The organism is Stenotrophomonas sp. RG-453, assembly GCF_033843685.1.
GTDB classification, from domain to species: domain Bacteria; phylum Pseudomonadota; class Gammaproteobacteria; order Xanthomonadales; family Xanthomonadaceae; genus Stenotrophomonas; species Stenotrophomonas bentonitica_A.
In genome coordinates, this window is sequence record NZ_JAMYED010000007.1 from 257015 (window position 1) to 273966 (window position 16952).

Annotated in this window: 14 protein-coding genes; 12 read left to right on the forward strand and 2 right to left on the reverse strand. The window is 67.2% G+C overall.

Annotation, left to right across the window (positions count from 1 at the left end; genetic code table 11):
- The first annotated feature begins 11 nt into the window (after positions 1 to 11).
- The 12 genes from NJD74_RS15055 to NJD74_RS15110 all read left to right on the forward strand — a co-directional run bounded on the left by NJD74_RS15055 (position 12) and on the right by NJD74_RS15110 (position 14996).
- Entirely contained in the window at positions 12 to 320 is a 309-nt protein-coding gene (locus NJD74_RS15055; protein ID WP_102788450.1) for an STAS domain-containing protein, read from the forward strand.
- Positions 317 to 682, forward strand: a complete 366-nt coding sequence (locus NJD74_RS15060; protein ID WP_019182916.1) for a response regulator — start codon at positions 317 to 319, stop codon at positions 680 to 682. The genes NJD74_RS15055 and NJD74_RS15060 overlap by 4 nt, the downstream gene beginning before the upstream one ends.
- Positions 683 to 727: 45 nt before the next feature.
- Entirely contained in the window at positions 728 to 2710 is a 1983-nt protein-coding gene (locus tag NJD74_RS15065; RefSeq protein ID WP_070472006.1) for a chemotaxis protein CheA, read from the forward strand.
- A gap of 385 nt (positions 2711 to 3095) precedes the next feature.
- A complete protein-coding gene (locus NJD74_RS15070; protein WP_319624494.1) occupies positions 3096 to 5339 on the forward strand; it encodes a methyl-accepting chemotaxis protein in 2244 nt (747 codons plus the stop codon).
- Between the two features lie 184 nt (positions 5340 to 5523).
- Entirely contained in the window at positions 5524 to 6303 is a 780-nt protein-coding gene (locus NJD74_RS15075; RefSeq protein ID WP_319624495.1) for a flagellar regulator YcgR PilZN domain-containing protein, read from the forward strand.
- A gap of 159 nt (positions 6304 to 6462) precedes the next feature.
- Positions 6463 to 6954: a chemotaxis protein CheW gene (locus NJD74_RS15080; protein ID WP_019182921.1), complete on the forward strand. Its 492-nt coding sequence runs from the start codon at positions 6463 to 6465 to the stop codon at positions 6952 to 6954.
- A 173-nt stretch (positions 6955 to 7127) separates the two neighbouring features.
- The gene (locus NJD74_RS15085) at positions 7128 to 7511 is read left to right on the forward strand and encodes a hypothetical protein (protein WP_019182922.1); all 384 of its coding nucleotides are present in this window, start codon (positions 7128 to 7130) and stop codon (positions 7509 to 7511) included.
- Between the two features lie 96 nt (positions 7512 to 7607).
- Positions 7608 to 9968, forward strand: coding sequence for a methyl-accepting chemotaxis protein (locus NJD74_RS15090; RefSeq protein WP_102788448.1), 2361 nt, complete (start codon positions 7608 to 7610; stop codon positions 9966 to 9968).
- 180 nt (positions 9969 to 10148) lie between these two features.
- Positions 10149 to 12422, forward strand: a complete 2274-nt coding sequence (locus tag NJD74_RS15095; protein ID WP_319624496.1) for a methyl-accepting chemotaxis protein — start codon at positions 10149 to 10151, stop codon at positions 12420 to 12422.
- 53 nt (positions 12423 to 12475) lie between these two features.
- Positions 12476 to 13336, forward strand: a complete 861-nt coding sequence (locus NJD74_RS15100; protein WP_019182925.1) for a CheR family methyltransferase — start codon at positions 12476 to 12478, stop codon at positions 13334 to 13336.
- Positions 13333 to 13929: a chemoreceptor glutamine deamidase CheD gene (gene cheD, locus NJD74_RS15105; RefSeq protein WP_019182926.1), complete on the forward strand. Its 597-nt coding sequence runs from the start codon at positions 13333 to 13335 to the stop codon at positions 13927 to 13929. The genes NJD74_RS15100 and cheD overlap by 4 nt, the downstream gene beginning before the upstream one ends.
- Entirely contained in the window at positions 13926 to 14996 is a 1071-nt protein-coding gene (locus tag NJD74_RS15110) for a chemotaxis response regulator protein-glutamate methylesterase (RefSeq protein ID WP_070472826.1), read from the forward strand. The genes cheD and NJD74_RS15110 overlap by 4 nt, the downstream gene beginning before the upstream one ends.
- A gap of 23 nt (positions 14997 to 15019) precedes the next feature.
- Here NJD74_RS15110 and NJD74_RS15115 read toward each other — a convergent pair whose 3' ends face one another.
- Both NJD74_RS15115 and NJD74_RS15120 read right to left on the reverse strand, forming a co-directional pair.
- Positions 15020 to 15907, reverse strand: a complete 888-nt coding sequence (locus NJD74_RS15115) for an amidohydrolase family protein (RefSeq protein ID WP_319624497.1) — start codon at positions 15905 to 15907, stop codon at positions 15020 to 15022.
- A gap of 1 nt (position 15908) precedes the next feature.
- Entirely contained in the window at positions 15909 to 16931 is a 1023-nt protein-coding gene (locus NJD74_RS15120; protein WP_019182929.1) for an amidohydrolase family protein, read from the reverse strand.
- Positions 16932 to 16952 lie beyond the last annotated feature (21 nt).

Below are 16952 nucleotides of genomic sequence, written 5' to 3' on the forward strand. Positions count from 1 at the left end.
CCGGAGCAATGATGAGCACTGTGGCCCTGGGTGATGATCTCGGTATCGAGACCAGCACCGAGCTGAAAACACGTTTGGCCCCCCTGGTGGATCAGGCCGGCGATCTGACGCTGGATGCCAGCCAGATCGGCCGTATCCATACCGCCTCGGTGCAGGTGCTGTGCGCATTCGTCGAGGCCCGCCGCAAGGCCGGGCATCCCACCGGATTCTACGGTTGCACCGCAACCTTCCGTGATGCCGCGCGACTGCTCGGCGTCACCCAGGCCCTCGGCCTGGATGCACCCCATGACAACCTGAAATCTGTGGAGAACGCTGCATGAGCGCACGTATCTTGGTGGTGGACGATTCGGCGTCGATGCGCCAGATGGTCTCTTTCGCCCTCACCTCGGCCGGCTTTTCCGTCGAGGAAGCCGAAGACGGCGCGGTCGCCCTCGGTCGTGCCAAGGGCCAACGCTTCAACGCGGTGGTCACCGACGTCAACATGCCGAACATGGATGGCATCTCGCTGATCCGTGAGCTGCGCCAGCTGGCCGAATACAAGTTCACGCCGATGCTGATGCTGACCACCGAATCGGCTGCGGACAAGAAGTCCGAAGGCAAGGCCGCCGGTGCCACCGGTTGGCTGGTCAAGCCGTTCAATCCGGAACAGCTGGTGGCCACCGTCCAGAAAGTCCTGGGCTGATCCCGCTTCACCTTTCCCTCCCCTCGCAACCGGACACCCCGCACCATGAGCATGGATCTGCAACGTTTCCACGCCACCTTCTTCGAAGAAAGCCGCGAGGGGCTGGATGCGATGGAAGCTGGCCTGCTGGCGCTCGAATCGGGCCAGCAGGACCCGGAGATCATCAACTCGGTGTTCCGCGCCGCGCACTCGATCAAGGGCGGCGCCGGCACGTTCGGCTTCGATGCGATCGCCGCGCTGACCCACGTGCTGGAAACGCTGCTGGACGAACTGCGCGCCGGCAAGCGCGCGCTGGAGCCGGCCGCGGTGGACGCGATGCTGGCCTCGGTGGACGTGCTGCGCGCCCTGCTGCGTGAAGCCGAGCACGGCCAGGCAGCCGATCCGCAGGCGGTTGCCGAGGTCAAGGCGCGCCTGGAAGCGGTGCTGTCCGGCCAGGCCGCCGCAGCGGCGCCGGTCGCCGCCGCCAAGGTCGATGACACCCCCGAGGCGTGGCAGATCGGCTTCGTGCCAGCACCGTCGCTGTTCATGAGCGGCAACGACCCGCTGCGCATCATCCGCGAGCTTGAACACCTGGGCTCGCTGCAGGTTGCCGCGCGCCTGGACCGCCTGCCCGGCTTCGACCAGCTCGATCCGCTCGAAGCGCACCTGGCCTGGGACCTGGGGCTGGTCGGCAAGGTGCCGCGCAGCAAGATCGAAGATACCTTTGCCTGGGTCGTGGACGACTGCGAACTGGACATCCGTCCGGCCGCGCCGCCGAGTCTGGCCACCAGCGCGCCGGCCGAGGCCAAGCCTGCCGTCGCCCCCGCCATCGCTCCCGCCGCACCGGCCGCAGCAGCACCGGCCACCGCCGCACACGAAGCTGAAACCTCGATCCGCGTCAGCGTGGACAAGGTCGATGCGCTGATCAACCTGGTCGGCGAACTGGTCATCACCCAGGCCATGCTCAAGCAGGTCTCGCACGCACTGGATCCGGCACAGGCCGAGCAGTTGCTGACCGGGCTGGACCTGCTGGAACGCAATACCCGCGATCTGCAGGAAGCGGTCATCGGCGTGCGCATGCTGCCGGTGGATGCGGTGTTCCGCCGTTTCCCGCGCCTGGTCCGCGATCTCTCTTCGCGCCTGGGCAAGCACGTACGCCTGCGCACCATCGGCGAAGGCACCGAGCTGGACAAGGGCCTGATCGAAAAGATCGCCGACCCGCTGGTGCACCTGGTCCGCAACTCGATCGATCACGGCCTGGAAATGCCGGACGTGCGTCGCGAGGCGGGCAAGGACGAAACCGGCACGATCACACTAGCCGCCTCGCACCAGGGTGGGCACATCGTGATCGAAGTCAGCGACGACGGCCGCGGCCTGAACCGCGACAAGATCCTGTCCAAGGCGCTCGAGCGTGGCCTGAGCGTGCCGGACAACCCCACCGACGCGCAGGTGTGGGACCTGATCTTCCAGCCGGGCTTCTCCACCGCCGATGCCGTCACGGATCTGTCGGGGCGTGGCGTCGGCATGGACGTGGTCCGCCGCAACATCCAGGCACTGGGTGGTGAGGTGCAGCTGGAAAGCCAGGCCGGCAACGGCACCCGCGTGCTGATCCGCCTGCCGCTGACGCTGGCGATCCTGGATGGCATGACCGTCTCGGTGGCCGGCGAAACCCTGATCCTGCCGTTGGCCTACGTCCTCGAAGCCCTGCAGCCGCAGGCCGACGATGTGCGCACCATGGCCGGCGAAGGCCGCGTGCTGCGCGTCCGCGGAGAGTACCTGCCGATCCTCTCGCTCAGCGAGTACTACGGCTACGGTGGGCGCGCGCTGGACGATCCGCTGGTGGTCGTCGTCGAGGGCGATGGCCAGAAAATCGCGCTGGAAGTGGACGAACTGGTCGGCCAGCAGCAGGTGGTGGTCAAGAACATCGAGAACAACTACCGGCGGATCAGCGGCGTGTCCGGTGCAACCATCCTGGGCGATGGCCGGGTCGCGTTGATCGTGGACATCGGCGGCCTCGTGCGTTCGCTCAAGGTGCCGCAGGCCGCGTAACGCCGCTGCCATCGCGTTGGTCCCGACGCCGCCGCTCCCCCGGGAGCGGCGGCGTTCGTTCGTGGGCGCGCGGTCCCATGCGCATGGGCCGGAAAGTGTGAACTTCATCCGCCACTTCGCCTCGTGATTGCCCTGCCAACCGTTCGCCACGGTATGGCCCATCCGCCCGCAACCCTTGCAACAGCAACCATCGGCGACCGATGAACCGCAGCTGCGCTCGTGAAAAAATGTGACGTCGCACTATCAAGTTGCAACGGATCGACGCCGCTATCCGAAGTAGCGACCACGGCAACCGGCTCGCGCCTGCGCTCCACCCTCTCCTACCCCGCTGATTCCGCCCAGCACCCCACGGCTGTGCGCCACTGCCCTGCCCGGAGTTTCAACCATGAAGTGGTTCCACGACCTGCCCATCGCCCGCAAGCTGGCGGTAGGGTTCACCCTCACCACGTTGATGACGCTGGCCCTGGGCAGCTTCGCCCTGGTCCGCCTGGGCGAGGCCAACGCACAGCTGCGCGCGATGAGCACCAACGACATTCCCTCGGTGCAGCACCTGGGCGAAGTGCGCGCGCAGCTCGGCGAGTTCCGCACCTACGAAATGGCGCAGCTGACCGTGCTCGACAGACCCGAGGCGGTTGCCGACTACGACAAGCGCATGGCCGACACCGGCAAGGTCGTCAATGCCGAGCTGGCCGCGTATGCCGCCCTGCCGGCCGGCGACAAGGAACGCCAGTTGTATGACGTGGTCGCCGCGCGCACCGCCGATTACTTCAAGGCCAACGGCCTGATCAAGGAAGCGATCGCCGCCGGCGACGGGGCGACCGCCCAGCAGATTTCCGATGAGCAGTCCCGCCCGGCACGTCGCGCCCTGTTCGCCGCGCTCAAGGAGCTGGGGGAGTTCAGCAATGGCGTGATGGCCAGCCGCATCGAGAGCGCCAACGCCACCCACCAGAACAGCGTCTACGCGATCATCGCCTGCATCGTGCTGCTGTCGCTGCTGGCCGCCGTGATGGGCGTGGTCATCTCGCGCGCCATCACCCGCCCGCTGCGCCAGGCCGTGCACGCCATCCAGTCGGTCGCCCGTGGTGACCTGTCGGTCAACATCCAGGCCACGAGCAAGGATGAAGCGGGCAAGATGCTGGCCGCCACCCGCGACATGACCGTGATGCTGCGCCGCTTCTCCGAGCAGACCCAGCAGATGGTCGACATGCACGCCGGCCCGGACATCAGCCACCGCATCCCGGAAGATTTCCCCGGCGTGTACGGCCAGCTGGCCGTCGGCATCAATACGGTGATCTTCGAGCACCTGGATGCGATCAAGGACGCGATCAACGTCCTCAACCAGTACGCCGCCGGCGACCTTTCGCCCGATGCCCGCCGCCTGCCCGGCAGCCGCGCGATCCTGCACGAATCGATGGATGCGGCCAAAGCCAGCCTGCTGGCGATCAATACCCAGATCCAGGCGCTCGCCCAGGCGGCCGCGGCCGGTGACTTCACCCAGCGTGGCGATGCGACGCGCTTCGACCACGACTTCCGGGTCATGATCGAGCACCTCAACACCATGATGCAGGTCGCCGACGGCAACCTGTCCCAGCTGTCCCACCTGCTGCAGTCGATCGCCAACGGCGACCTGACCGCCCGCATGCAGGGTGAGTTCCACGGGGTGTTCGCCTCGATGCGCGACGATGCCAACACCACGGTCGCCCAGCTGACCCGGATCGTCGGCCGCATCCAGCAGGCCTCTTCCAGCATCAGCACCGCAGCTGGCGAGATCGCCTCGGGCAACAATGACCTGTCGCGCCGTACCGAGCAGCAGGCCGCCAACCTGGAAGAAACCGCCGCGTCGATGGAGGAACTGACCTCCACCGTGCGCCAGAATGCCGAACACGCCCGTCAGGCGAACCAGCTTGCGATCGGCGCGCATTCGGTCGCCTCGCAGGGCGGTGACGTCGTGGGCCGCGTGGTCAGCACCATGCACGAGATCGACGCCTCCTCGCGCCGCATCGCCGACATCATCACCGTGATCGACGGCATCGCCTTCCAGACCAACATCCTGGCATTGAACGCCGCGGTGGAAGCGGCCCGTGCCGGCGAGCAGGGCCGTGGTTTCGCCGTGGTCGCCTCCGAAGTGCGCACCCTGGCCCAGCGTTCGGCCGGTGCCGCCAAGGAGATCAAGGGCCTGATCGACGAATCGGTCGGCAAGGTTGCCGAAGGCTCGCAGCTGGTCAACCAGGCCGGCGCGACCATGGGCGAAATCGTGGCCTCGGTGCAGCGCGTGACCGACATCATGGCCGAGATCTCCGCCGCGTCGCAGGAACAGTCGGCCGGCATCGAGCAGGTCAACCAGACCGTCGTGCAGATGGATGAGACCACCCAGCAGAACGCCGCGCTGGTGGAAGAAGCCACTGCCGCCGCCCGTGCCATGGAAGAACAGGCCGGTCACCTGACCGACGCTGTCGCACTGTTCAAGCTGGACAGCCACGGACACGCGGCACCGGCCACCGTGGTCCGTGCACCGGCCGCGCCACGAGCCGTCCCAGCGGCCAAGCCGCGCAGCGTCGTTGCCGCACCGCGCCGGGTCAGCCCCCGCGAACCGGCCCTGGCCAACGACACCGAGTGGCAGGAGTTCTGATCGCGCCTGCCACGTGATCACGCGCCCTTCGACACCCCGCTCCGGCGGGGTGTCGTCGTTTCGGCAGGGCCGTCGCGCACCGCCGCGCTGCAAATTGCCCCTACATAAATGTGAACTACTGCCGATAAACGGACAGAGCCCCGGCATCTACGCCTGCCGGCACCCGCCCAACCCAGCAGATTCCATGTCCGAAGGCAGCCTCGACGCACACGACCGCCCCCATGGCATCCACGACGATGCCACGGATGACAGGTACCTGGTCCGCAACCCCCGCCAGATCCGGCAGTTGCTGCAGGCGCTGATCGACCAGCGTTCGTTGATCAACGCCCATCTCGGCGGCCGTGACCAGTCCTTCCCCACGGCCGTCCTGGAGCTGGACGAAGACGACGACTGGCTGCTGCTCGACGGCAGCCCGTCCGAGCCCTCCAATCGCGCCGCCGAGGACGCCGGCCACCTGCTCTGCTTCGCCCAGCTGGACCGGGTGATGGTCCGCTTTCGCCTGGACGGGCTGGAGCGCGTGCGCAACGAAGGCCATGTTGCCTTCCGCGTGCCGTTCCCGCAGGAACTGGTGCATCTGCAACGCCGCGAACTGTACCGGCTGGAAACGCCGATCACCGATTCCCCGCACCTGCAGTTCCCGGTCAACGAAGATCGCAGCGAAGCGCTCCAGCTGCGCGTGGTCGACATCAGCGGCGGTGGCCTGGCCGTCACGGTGCCGGTGGACTGCAACGTGTTCTCCCTGCAGAAACGCTACGCCGCCCGGCTCGACCTCCCCTACGGCAGCCCGCTGCACGTCTCGCTGATCGTCTGCAACCAGTTGGCGCTCAGACTGCCCAACGGGGCGGAGATGAAGCGGATCGGCATGCGCTTCGACGACCTCCCGCGCGGCGGCGACAGCGCGATCCAGCGCTACATCTTCCGTATCGACCGGCAGCGGAGTGCGCGGAAGAACGGGGAGAGTTGATCGCTGCTTCAACGGCATGGCGTCGCCGCATCCCTGCGGCTCATGGTCCCGACTGAAGGCAGGGTTTGGGTGGGTGGAAGCTAAAGTCGCCCCCGGGCAGGCCGATATCCAGCGTGACCCCCGGTTTTTCGACCGCTACGCCCGACCCAGGACCCCTCGATGAACGACAAGAACAGCAACGCCGCCAGCGACGGCGGCGAGTACCTCAGCTTCACCCTCGGCGCCGAGCACTACGGCGTGGACATCCTCAAAGTCCAGGAAATCCGCGGCTACGACTCCGTCACCCGCGTGCCCGATGCCCCGGATTACATCAAAGGCGTCATCAACCTGCGCGGCACCATCGTCCCCGTCATCGACCTGCGCCTCAAACTGCGCCTGGAAAATGCCACCTACGATGCCTTCACCGTGATGATCGTCCTCAACGTCGAAGACCGCGTCGTCGGCATCGTCGTGGACAGTGTCTCCGACGTCATCCCGCTCGCCGCCGACCAGATCCGCCCGACCCCCGAATTCGGCGCCGCCGTCGATACCCGCTTCATCTCCGGCATCGGCACCCAGGACGACCGCATGCTGATCCTGCTGGATATCGAAACCCTGCTCGACAGCGCCGACATGGGCCAGGCAGCGGTCATCGACGACGTCGCCGCCTGAGACATCCGTCACAGAAAAGCGGCAGTCACGCCGCTGCCGCCGTCTGCAACGGCCACCGTCGAAAAAATTGCTTCAGTTCCCCCCTGACCGGCCGATAGCTGGTTTCAGAACCCGGCTGCACTGGATCGCCCATGGCCGGGCCACCTTGCCCATATCCCCGGAGAATTTTCCCGATGAAGTCCCTGCTTGCCCTGTTCTCGGTCGCCGTGATCGCCTCTTCCGCCTCCACTGCATTCGCCCAGTCCGGTGAAATGATTCCGCCGGAACTGGCACCGCGCTCGGTCGGCAAGGACGGCATGGTCTGCGGCAAGGTCGAAAAGGCCCGCTACGCCGAAGGCTCCGAAGGCCAGCCGACCTTCCTGTACATGGGCGGCGCCTTCCCGCGCCACACCTTCTCGGCCCGCATCGCCGGCGCCAACCGCGACAAGTTCAGCTTCCCGCTGGAATCGCTGGAAGGCAAGACCGTCTGCGTGATCGGCAAGATCGCCCGCGATGCCTCGCGTGCTGAAATCGAAGTCAGCTCGCCGGCCGGCCTGAAGCTGGCCAACATCAAGTAACTGCCCGTTCGCCCTGCCACGCCGGCCCTGGCCGGCGTGGTCGCTGCAACCGGCCCCGACGGCCGGACGCGTTTGCCACTGGAGACCGCACCTGCCATGCCTTGGATCAACAACCTCAAACTGATGCCCAAGTTGATGCTGACTTTCGGCGTCCTCCTGCTGGTGATGCTGCTGCAGGGCATCGTGGCCTATCGTGGCCTGCACTCACTCAACAACGTCACCACCGAACTGGCCGGCCCCCGGATGGACAGCATCCGCACCGCCGGTGAGCTGCGTGGCATGGTCGGCGAGTACCGCAACTCCGCCTACCAGGGCCTCATCCGCGCCAGCGATGACGTCAAGGCCGAAGCCAAGGCCCGCGCCGCGGAGCTTCGCACCCAGATCGACGCCTCGATCAAGAAATACCCCGCGCTGATCGACAATCCCCAGCAGAAGAAGCTGTTTGACACCTTCGCCAAGGATTGGACCGATTCGCTGGCGTCCTACGACGCCGTTACCGAAATGCTCGAGCTGGACCTGCCCGACGATGCCGTGGACACCTTCGTCGGCGAAACCCGCGCCAAGCATCGCAAGGCCTCGGCGGCGCTCGAAGCGCTGATTGCTGAAGACAACCGTCTCGCACGCGCCTCCCGCGAGGAAGCCGAATCCACCTACGCCGCCTCCGCCACGCTGACCGTCATCACCCTGCTGGGCGGCGCCGCCCTGGGCCTGGTGCTGGTGTATCTGTTTGCCCGTTCGCTGGTGGGCAGCATGCGCGGCGCGGTCTCGGTCGCCAACGATGTCGCCAGCGGCAAGCTGGACGGCCATATCGACGTCAGCCGCAAGGATGAAGTGGGCGATCTGCTGCAGGCCATGCAGCGCATGCAGCGCGATCTGCGCGAGCGCACCGAAACCGACCAGGCCATCGCCCGCGAGAACCTGCGCATCCGTACCGCGCTGGATTACAGCTCCACCGGCGTCTACCTGACCGATGCCCACCACACCATCGTCTACAGCAACCGCGCCCTGCAGCAGACCCTGAGCCAGTACGAAGCCGACATCCGCAAGGACCTGCCGGACTTCGACGCCGCCGCCTCGCTGATCGGCAAGTCGGCCGCCGCGCTGGAACATGGCAGCGAAATCGATCCCAAGACCTTGGCCCAACTGCAGCAGCATGGCGTCAGCCGCCGCCCGATGCAGTTCGGCCAGGCCCAGTTCGCCCAGGTGATCTCCTCCATCGCCAACGAGCAGGGCGAGACCGTCGGCCACGTCATCGAATGGCGCGACCGTACCCCTGAAGCCCTGGTGGAAGCCGAAGTTGCCCGCGTGATCGCCCAGGCAGCGGCCGGCGACCTCTCCGGCCGCATCGACAGCGACGGCAAGGAAGGCTTCTTCCTGCAGCTGGCCCAGCAGCTCAACGGTCTGCTGGATGCCAACTCGGCCAGCATCGAACAGGTCTCCAACCTGCTCGCCTCGCTCTCGCAGGGCGACCTGACGGTGCGCATGCACGGCGACTTCCAGGGCGTGTTCGCCCGGATGCGCGACGATGCCAACGCCACCGCCGAACAGCTCAGCGGCATCGTCACCCGGATCAAGCACTCCAGCCAGCAGATCAACTCGGCCGCCAGCGAGATCGCCACCGGCAACAGCGACCTGTCGCGCCGCACCGAGCAGCAGGCCGCCAACCTGGAAGAAACCGCCGCATCGATGGAGGAGCTGACCTCTACCGTGCGCCAGAACGCCGAGCACGCCCGCCAGGCCAACCAGCTCGCCATCGGCGCACACAGCGTCGCCTCCCAGGGCGGTGATGTGGTCGGCCAGGTGGTGACCACCATGAGTGCGATCCAGACCTCGTCCAAGAAGATCGCCGAGATCATCTCGGTCATCGATGGCATCGCCTTCCAGACCAACATCCTGGCGCTGAATGCCGCGGTGGAAGCGGCACGTGCCGGCGAGCAGGGGCGTGGCTTTGCGGTCGTCGCCTCCGAGGTGCGCACCCTGGCCCAGCGCTCGGCCGGCGCGGCCAAGGAGATCAAGGGCCTGATCGACGACTCCGTCGGCAAGGTCAACGATGGCTCGGCGCTGGTACAGAAGGCCGGCGCCACCATGGGCGAAATCGTCGCCTCGGTGCAGCGCGTGACCGACATCATGGCCGAGATTTCCGCGGCTTCGCAGGAACAGTCGGCCGGCATCGAGCAGGTCAACCAGACCGTCGTGCAGATGGATGAGACCACCCAGCAGAACGCCGCGCTGGTGGAAGAAGCCACCGCCGCTGCCCGCGCCATGGAAGAACAGGCCGGTCACCTGACCGACGCGGTGTCCATCTTCAAGCTCGACGAGCAGGAGATCGCCCCGGCGCCGGTCGTGGCCGCACCGCCGCGCGCCGTGCGTGCACCGCTGGCGCAGGCCGCGGTACGTCGCCCGGCCTCGCGCCCAGTGGCCACCGAACTGGCCGACGGCGACTGGCAGGAGTTCTAAGCCCCGCCACGCACCACGCGGAAAGGCCCCGATGCATGCGCATCGGGGCCTTTTTTCTGCGCGTTCCACTGCGGCGCCGCCCGCAACCTGAATACGCTCAGTCGAGCGGACTCAATCGTGGCGACCTGCGGCCGATAACAGCATTGCCGCGACATGTCTGTCGATCAAAGACCCCTGCCCATGAATCTACTCAGCCGCTGGAACCAGTCCTTCTCCAACCTGTCCGTCAGGCGCAAGCTCAACCTGCTGACCGCACTCATCGCCGTCGGCGTGATCGCGCTGGCGATCATTGCTGCCCGCATGCAGTACCTGGACCTTGCCGAAACCCGCAAGGAAGCGCTGAAGACCCAGGTTGAACTCAGCTACGGCATCCTGGCGCACTACACCCGACTGGCCAGTTCCGGCGAGCTGACCGAAGAGGCTGCCAAGGCAGCGGCGTTGCAGGCGCTGGACGTGATGCGTGCCGACAATGACAGCGCGTACTACAACGTGCTCGGCACCGACTACACCCTGTTGATGCACCCCTTCGCGCGTGACCGCGTGGGCAAGGTGCAGAAGGACTACACCTCCAAGGACGGCGTGCCGATCTATCTGCAGCAGGTCGACATGGCCAGGACCGGGGGCGGCTACACGTATTACAAGACCACCAAGCCCGGCAATGACGCCCTGATCGAGAAGGTCACCTACGCCGGCATGTACGCCCCGTGGCAGTGGGTCATCACCAGCGGCGTGTACATGGATGACGTGCAGTCCGACGCATTGGCCTTCACGGCCGTGATGACCGCCAGTGGCGGCGCCGTGGTGTTGATCGTGCTGGGGCTGAGCTGGCTGATCGGCAATCGCATCACCCTGCCCCTGCGCCAGGCCACGCACGTGGCCGAAAGCATCGCCCGCGGCAAGCTGGACAGCCGCATCGGCGAGCAGGCGCACGACGAGCCCGGCCGCCTGCTGGAAAGCATGGCGCGCATGCAGGAACAGCTGCATGCGGTGATCAGCGGCCAGCGCGAGATGGCCCGCCGCCACGATGCCGGCAGCACCGGCTACCGCATGGACGAAACCGCCTTCCCCGGTGAGTACGGCCTGATGGTGCATGAAACCAATACCCTGGTCGGCGCACACGTGCAGACCATGGATGCGGTGCTGGCGGTGGTGCAGCGCTACGCGCAGGGCGACCTCAGCGCGGACATCGCGCGCTACCCCGGTGAGAAGGCCGCCATCACCGCCACCGTGGATGCGGTCAAGCAGAACCTGGGCAACATCAACGGCGAGATCCAGCGCCTGGCCGCGGCGGCCGCCGCCGGCGATTTCAGCCAGCGTGGCGACACCGCCCGCTTCGATCACGATTTCCGCCGGATGATCGGCCACCTCAACGCGATGATGCAGGTCAGCGATGACAACCTGGGCAAGCTCTCCCAGCTGCTCTCGGCGATCGCCGAGGGTGATCTGACCGCGCGCATGCACGGTGACTTCCAGGGCGTGTTCGCCACCATGCGCGACGATGCCAACGCCACCGTCGCGCAGCTGACCCAGATCGTCGGCCAGATCCAGGAGGCCGCCGGCAGCATCAACCTCGCCGCCGGCGAAATCGCCACCGGCAACAGCGATCTCTCGCGCCGTACCGAGCAGCAGGCCGCCAACCTGGAAGAGACCGCCGCATCGATGGAGGAACTCACCTCCACCGTGCGCCAGAACGCCGAGCACGCGCGCCAGGCCAACCAGCTCGCGATCGGCGCACATACCGTCGCCACCCAGGGGGGCCATGTCGTCGGCGAAGTGGTCACCACCATGGCCGCGATCCAGACCTCCTCGAAGAAGATTGCCGAGATCATCTCGGTCATCGACGGCATCGCCTTCCAGACCAACATCCTGGCGCTGAACGCCGCGGTGGAGGCGGCACGTGCCGGGGAACAGGGACGTGGTTTTGCCGTGGTCGCCTCCGAAGTGCGCACCCTGGCCCAGCGCTCGGCGGGCGCGGCCAAGGAGATCAAGGGCCTGATCGACGACTCGGTCGGCAAGGTCGCCGAAGGCTCGCAGCTGGTCAACCAGGCCGGCGCGACCATGGGCGAGATCGTCGCCTCGGTGCAGCGCGTGACCGACATCATGGCCGAGATCTCGGCGGCCTCGCAGGAGCAGTCCGCCGGCATCGACCAGGTCAACCAGACCGTGGTGCAGATGGACGAGACCACCCAGCAGAACGCCGCCCTGGTGGAAGAAGCCACGGCTGCCGCCCGCGCGATGGAAGAACAGGCCACCCAGCTGGCCGATGCCGTGGCCATCTTCCGCCTGGACGACCATGTCGCGCAGGCCGTCAGCGCGGTCACCGCCCGCGCGGTTGCCGGGATGCCGCCGGTGCGTCCCGCCAGCCGCCCAACGCCGGCGGCCCCGCGTGCCGCCACGCCGATGCGTCCCGCGCGCAGCACGCCGGCCGATGACGGCAACTGGCAAGCGTTCTGAGTGCCCGCGGCGATCACCCGGTCGCCGCATCCCCTTCCCCTGCGAGTCCGCCCGTGTCCACGCCCCCCGCCAACGCCGCTTCACCGAACGCTCGCGAATTCGAGTTCGCCGACCGCGACTTCCGCCGCGTCTGCGAACTGATCTACCAGCGGGTCGGCATTTCGCTGGCGCCGGCCAAGCGCGACATGGTCTACGGCCGGCTGTCGCGCCGGCTGCGGGCGCTGGGCATGCGCAGTTTCAGCGAGTACCTGGACCAGCTTGAAGCCCACGGCGGCGACGAATGGCAGGCGTTCACCAATGCGCTCACCACCAACCTGACCGCCTTCTTCCGCGAGCCGCACCACTTCGAGAAGCTGGCCGAGGAACTGCGCCTGCGCGCCGGCCAGGGCACGCTGCAGCTGTGGTCGTGCGCGGCCTCCACCGGTGAGGAGCCCTACTCGATGGCGATCACCGCCTGCGAGACCTTCGGCACGCTCAAGCCGCCGGTGCGCATCCTGGCCACCGACGTGGACACCCAGGTGCTGGCCACCGCCAGCCGTGGCGTCTACGCGATCGACCGCGTCGCCGGGCTGGATCCGGCGATCCGCAAGCGCTACTTCCAGCGCGGCACCGGTCCCAACGAAGGTCACTGCCGGGTCAACCCCGCGCTGCGCGACCTGATCGACTACCGCCCGCTCAACCTGCTCGCCACCCGTTACGACGTTGGCGGCCCGTTCGATGCCCTGTTCTGCCGCAACGTGATGATCTACTTCGACAAACCCACCCAGCGCGGCATCCTCTCGCGGCTCATCCAGCACATGGGCGATGACGGCCTGCTCTACACCGGTCACTCGGAGAACTACCTGCACGCCGCCGACCTGATCCAGCCCTGTGGCCGCACGCTGTACAAACGCGCGCCGGGAGCGCCGGCATGAGTCTGCCGATCCGCAACGACGAGGTGATGCGGTACTTCGACAGCCGCTTCCAGGTCACCGCAGCCAAGCTGCTGCCGACCCAGTACCTGGCCGTGGACGACGCCACCGCGTTGACCACCACCCTGGGCTCCTGCGTGGCCGCCTGCCTGCGCGACCCGGTGCTCAAGATCGGCGGGATGAACCACTTCCTGCTGCCCGAGGGCAACGTCGGTGATGGCGCGCCTGCACGCTACGGCAGCTATGCCATGGAACTGCTGATCAACGACCTGCTCAAGCGCGGCGCCCACCGCAAGCGCCTGGAGGCCAAAGTGTTCGGCGGTGCCAACGTGCTCAAGGGATTCACCAGCAATCCGGTCGGCACCCGCAACGCCGAGTTCGTCCGCCAGTACCTGCAGGCCGAGCACATCCCGATCATCGCCGAGGACCTGTGCGGCATCCACCCGCGCAAGGTGTGGTTCTTCGCCGATACCGGGCGCGTGGTGGTGCAGCGACTGCCGCACGCCCACGAAGCCGAAGTGGCCGCGACCGAATCGGCCGTGCGCGCCCGCCTGTCCAAAGCCCCCGTCACCGGTGGCGTGGAGCTGTTCGAATGAGCCACGGTGTGCCCTGCAAGGTCCTGATCGTCGACGACTCGGCGGTCGTGCGCCAGATGCTCAGCGAGATCCTCGCCAGCGATCCCGGTATCGAGGTGGTCGGCACCGCGGCCGATCCGCTGCTGGCGCGCGAGAAGATCAAGCGCCTGGCGCCGGATGTGATCACGCTGGACGTGGAAATGCCGCGCATGGACGGGCTGGCCTTCCTGGAAAACCTGATGCGCCTGCACCCCCTGCCGGTGGTGATGATTTCCTCGCTGACCGAGCGCGGTGCCGACACCACCCTGCAGGCGCTGGCGCTGGGCGCGGTGGACTTCGTCTCCAAGCCCAAGCTCGACGTCGCCCGCGGCCTGCAGGGCTACGCCGAGGAGATCATCGCCAAGGTCAAGATGGCCGCGCGCTCGCGCGTGCGGCCCCTGTCGCGGCCGAACCCGCCGCGCATCACGCTTGATGCCGTTGCGCCCGTGGCCGTGCCCCGCTCCATCCAGTTCCGCACCACCGACCGCCTGATCGCCATTGGTGCCTCGGCCGGGGGTACCGAAGCCCTGCGCGTGGTGCTGGAGGGCCTGCCGGCAGACGCCCCGGCGGTGGTGATGACCCAGCATCTGCCGGCGCAGTTCAGCACGCCCTTCGCCGAGCGCCTGGACCGCCATTCGGCGATGTCGGTGCGCGAGGCCAGTGACGGCGAAGCGGTGCTGCCCGGCCACGCCTACCTGCCCCCTGGTGGCAAGCACCTGCGCGTGATCCGCGACGGTGCCCGCTGGCGCTGCCGGATCGACGATGGCCCCCCGATCAACCGCCACAAGCCGGCGGTCGATGTGCTGTTCCGCTCGGTGGCCGAAAGTGCCGGGGCCAACGCCATCGGCGCCATCCTGACCGGCATGGGCGACGACGGCGCCCGCGGCCTGCTGGACCTGCGCAACGCCGGCGCCCCGACCCTGGTGCAGGACGAGGCCACCAGCGTGGTCTGGGGCATGCCCGGCAGCGCGGTGAGGATCGGCGCGGCCGAGGAAATGGTGCCGCTGGAGCGGATCGCCGAGCGCTTGATGGCGTTGGCGCGCAGCTGACTGCGGCGGACCGCCCGCTGGCCCTATGCCCAGTACAACCGCATCGGGTTGTCCACCAGCAGCTTGCGCTGCAGCTCGGCGGTCGGCGCGATCCGGGGAATGACATCCACCAGCGCGCCGTCATCGGGCATATGCGATTTCAGGTTCGGGTGCGGCCAGTCCGTGCCCCACAGCACGCGATCGGGGAAGCGCTCCACCAGATGCCGGGCGAACGGCACCACGTCGTCGTAGGTCGGCGGGCCGCTCCGTGACAGACGCTCCGGGCAGCTCACCTTGCTCCACACATTCGGGTGCTCGGCCATCAGCCGCACGAACTGCTGGAACGCCGGGCCATCCACGGGTTGGGTGACGTCCGGGCGCCCCATATGATCCACCACCACGGTGGTCGGCAACGAGGTGAAAAAGTCCCAGCGTTCGGCCAGGTCGGCCGCCTCGAAGTAGACAACCACGTGCCAGCCCAGCGGCGCGATGCGCTCGATGATCGCGCGGTAGTAGGCATCCGGCTTGGGGTCGACCAGCCGCTTGACGAAGTTGAAGCGAACCCCGCGCACGCCAGCTTCGTGCAGCGCTTGCAGCTCGGCATCGGTCACGCTGTCACGCACGGTCGCCACGCCACGGGCGCGGCCTTCCGCGCTGCGCAGGGCGTCGACCAGGGCGCTGTTGTCGGCGCCGTGGCAGGTGGCCTGGACGATCACGTTGCGCTCGAAACCCAGCCGGTCGCGCAGCGCGAACAACTGGTCCTTGCCTGCATCGCATGGGGTGTACTTGCGCTCGGGGGCATACGGAAACCGGTCGCCCGGGCCGAACACGTGGCAATGCGCATCCACCGCCCCGGGCGGCGGCACGAAACCGGGCACGCTCGGGTCCGGGCAGAAATCCAGCCAGTCAGCGTCTTTCACGAACGTCGTCATCTCACAGACCCCTTGCCTTCAGCTGTGCATCCAGGCGCGGGTAGACGCGCCGCGCGTTGCCTTCGCAAACCTTGTAACGGTCGCCTTCGGACAGGCCCAGCGCGTTCACGTAGCGCAGCGTGTCGTCGAAGAACTGCCCGGTCTCCGGATCAATGCCCCGCACCGCGCCCACCATTTCCGAGCCGAACAGGATGTTGTCGATGTCGATGACCTTGAACAGCAGATCGATGCCCGGCTGATGATAGACGCAGGTATCGAAGAACACGTTCTTCATGACGTGCTCGTTCAGCGGCGGCTTGCCCAGCATGTCGGCCAGCCCGCGGAAGCGCCCCCAGTGGTAGGGCACCGCGCCGCCGCCATGCGGGATGATGAAGCGCAGGTCGGGGAAGTCACGGAACAGGTCGCCCTGCAGGAACTGCATGAACGCCGTGGTATCGGCATTGAGGTAGTGCGCGCCGGTGGCATGGAAGTTGGCATTGCAGCTGCCCGAGACGTGCACCATCGCCGGCACGTCCAGTTCCACCATTTTCTCGAAGAACGGATACCAGGCGCGGTCGGTCAGCGGCAGGCCGGTCCAGTGTCCGCCGGACGGGTCGGGGTTGAGGTTGCAGCCGACGAAGCCCAGTTCGTTGACGCAGCGCTCCAGCTCGGCAATGGAGTGGGCGATCGGTACGCCAGGCGACTGCGGCAGCTGGCACACGCCGATGAAGGTTTCCGGATAGAGCGCCACCACGCGGGCGATCAGGTCGTTGCAGCGGCGGGTCCACTCGGCGCTGACCCGTTCATCGCCGATGTGGTGGGCCATCGTGCTGGCGCGGGGGGAAAAGATGGTCATGTCCGCACCGCGCTCGCGCAGCAGGCGCAGCTGGTTGCCCTCCACGCTCTGGCGCAGTTCCGCATCGCTGATGTCCGGATAGACCGGCACAGGCAGCGAGGGATCGTTGTAGTGCGCGATCTGCTGTTTGCGGAAGGCGTCGTGGCTGGCGGGGGCGGTCGTGTAGTGACCGTGGCAGTCGATGATCATGCAAGGGCCTCGTGGCGGAGG

Excerpts from the sequence above, each read along its gene's own strand:
- NJD74_RS15055 (WP_102788450.1), top strand. The coding sequence starts at position 12 with ATGAGCACTGTGGCCCTGGGTGATGATCTCGGTATCGAGACCAGCACC.
- NJD74_RS15060 (WP_019182916.1), top strand. The coding sequence starts at position 317 with ATGAGCGCACGTATCTTGGTGGTGGACGATTCGGCGTCGATGCGCCAG.
- NJD74_RS15065 (WP_070472006.1), top strand. The coding sequence starts at position 728 with ATGAGCATGGATCTGCAACGTTTCCACGCCACCTTCTTCGAAGAAAGC.
- NJD74_RS15070 (WP_319624494.1), top strand. The coding sequence starts at position 3,096 with ATGAAGTGGTTCCACGACCTGCCCATCGCCCGCAAGCTGGCGGTAGGG.
- NJD74_RS15075 (WP_319624495.1), top strand. The coding sequence starts at position 5,524 with ATGTCCGAAGGCAGCCTCGACGCACACGACCGCCCCCATGGCATCCAC.
- NJD74_RS15080 (WP_019182921.1), top strand. The coding sequence starts at position 6,463 with ATGAACGACAAGAACAGCAACGCCGCCAGCGACGGCGGCGAGTACCTC.
- NJD74_RS15085 (WP_019182922.1), top strand. The coding sequence starts at position 7,128 with ATGAAGTCCCTGCTTGCCCTGTTCTCGGTCGCCGTGATCGCCTCTTCC.
- NJD74_RS15090 (WP_102788448.1), top strand. The coding sequence starts at position 7,608 with ATGCCTTGGATCAACAACCTCAAACTGATGCCCAAGTTGATGCTGACT.
- NJD74_RS15095 (WP_319624496.1), top strand. The coding sequence starts at position 10,149 with ATGAATCTACTCAGCCGCTGGAACCAGTCCTTCTCCAACCTGTCCGTC.
- cheD (WP_019182926.1), top strand. The coding sequence starts at position 13,333 with ATGAGTCTGCCGATCCGCAACGACGAGGTGATGCGGTACTTCGACAGC.
- NJD74_RS15110 (WP_070472826.1), top strand. The coding sequence starts at position 13,926 with ATGAGCCACGGTGTGCCCTGCAAGGTCCTGATCGTCGACGACTCGGCG.
- NJD74_RS15115 (WP_319624497.1), bottom strand. The coding sequence starts at position 15,907 with ATGACGACGTTCGTGAAAGACGCTGACTGGCTGGATTTCTGCCCGGAC.
- NJD74_RS15120 (WP_019182929.1), bottom strand. The coding sequence starts at position 16,931 with ATGATCATCGACTGCCACGGTCACTACACGACCGCCCCCGCCAGCCAC.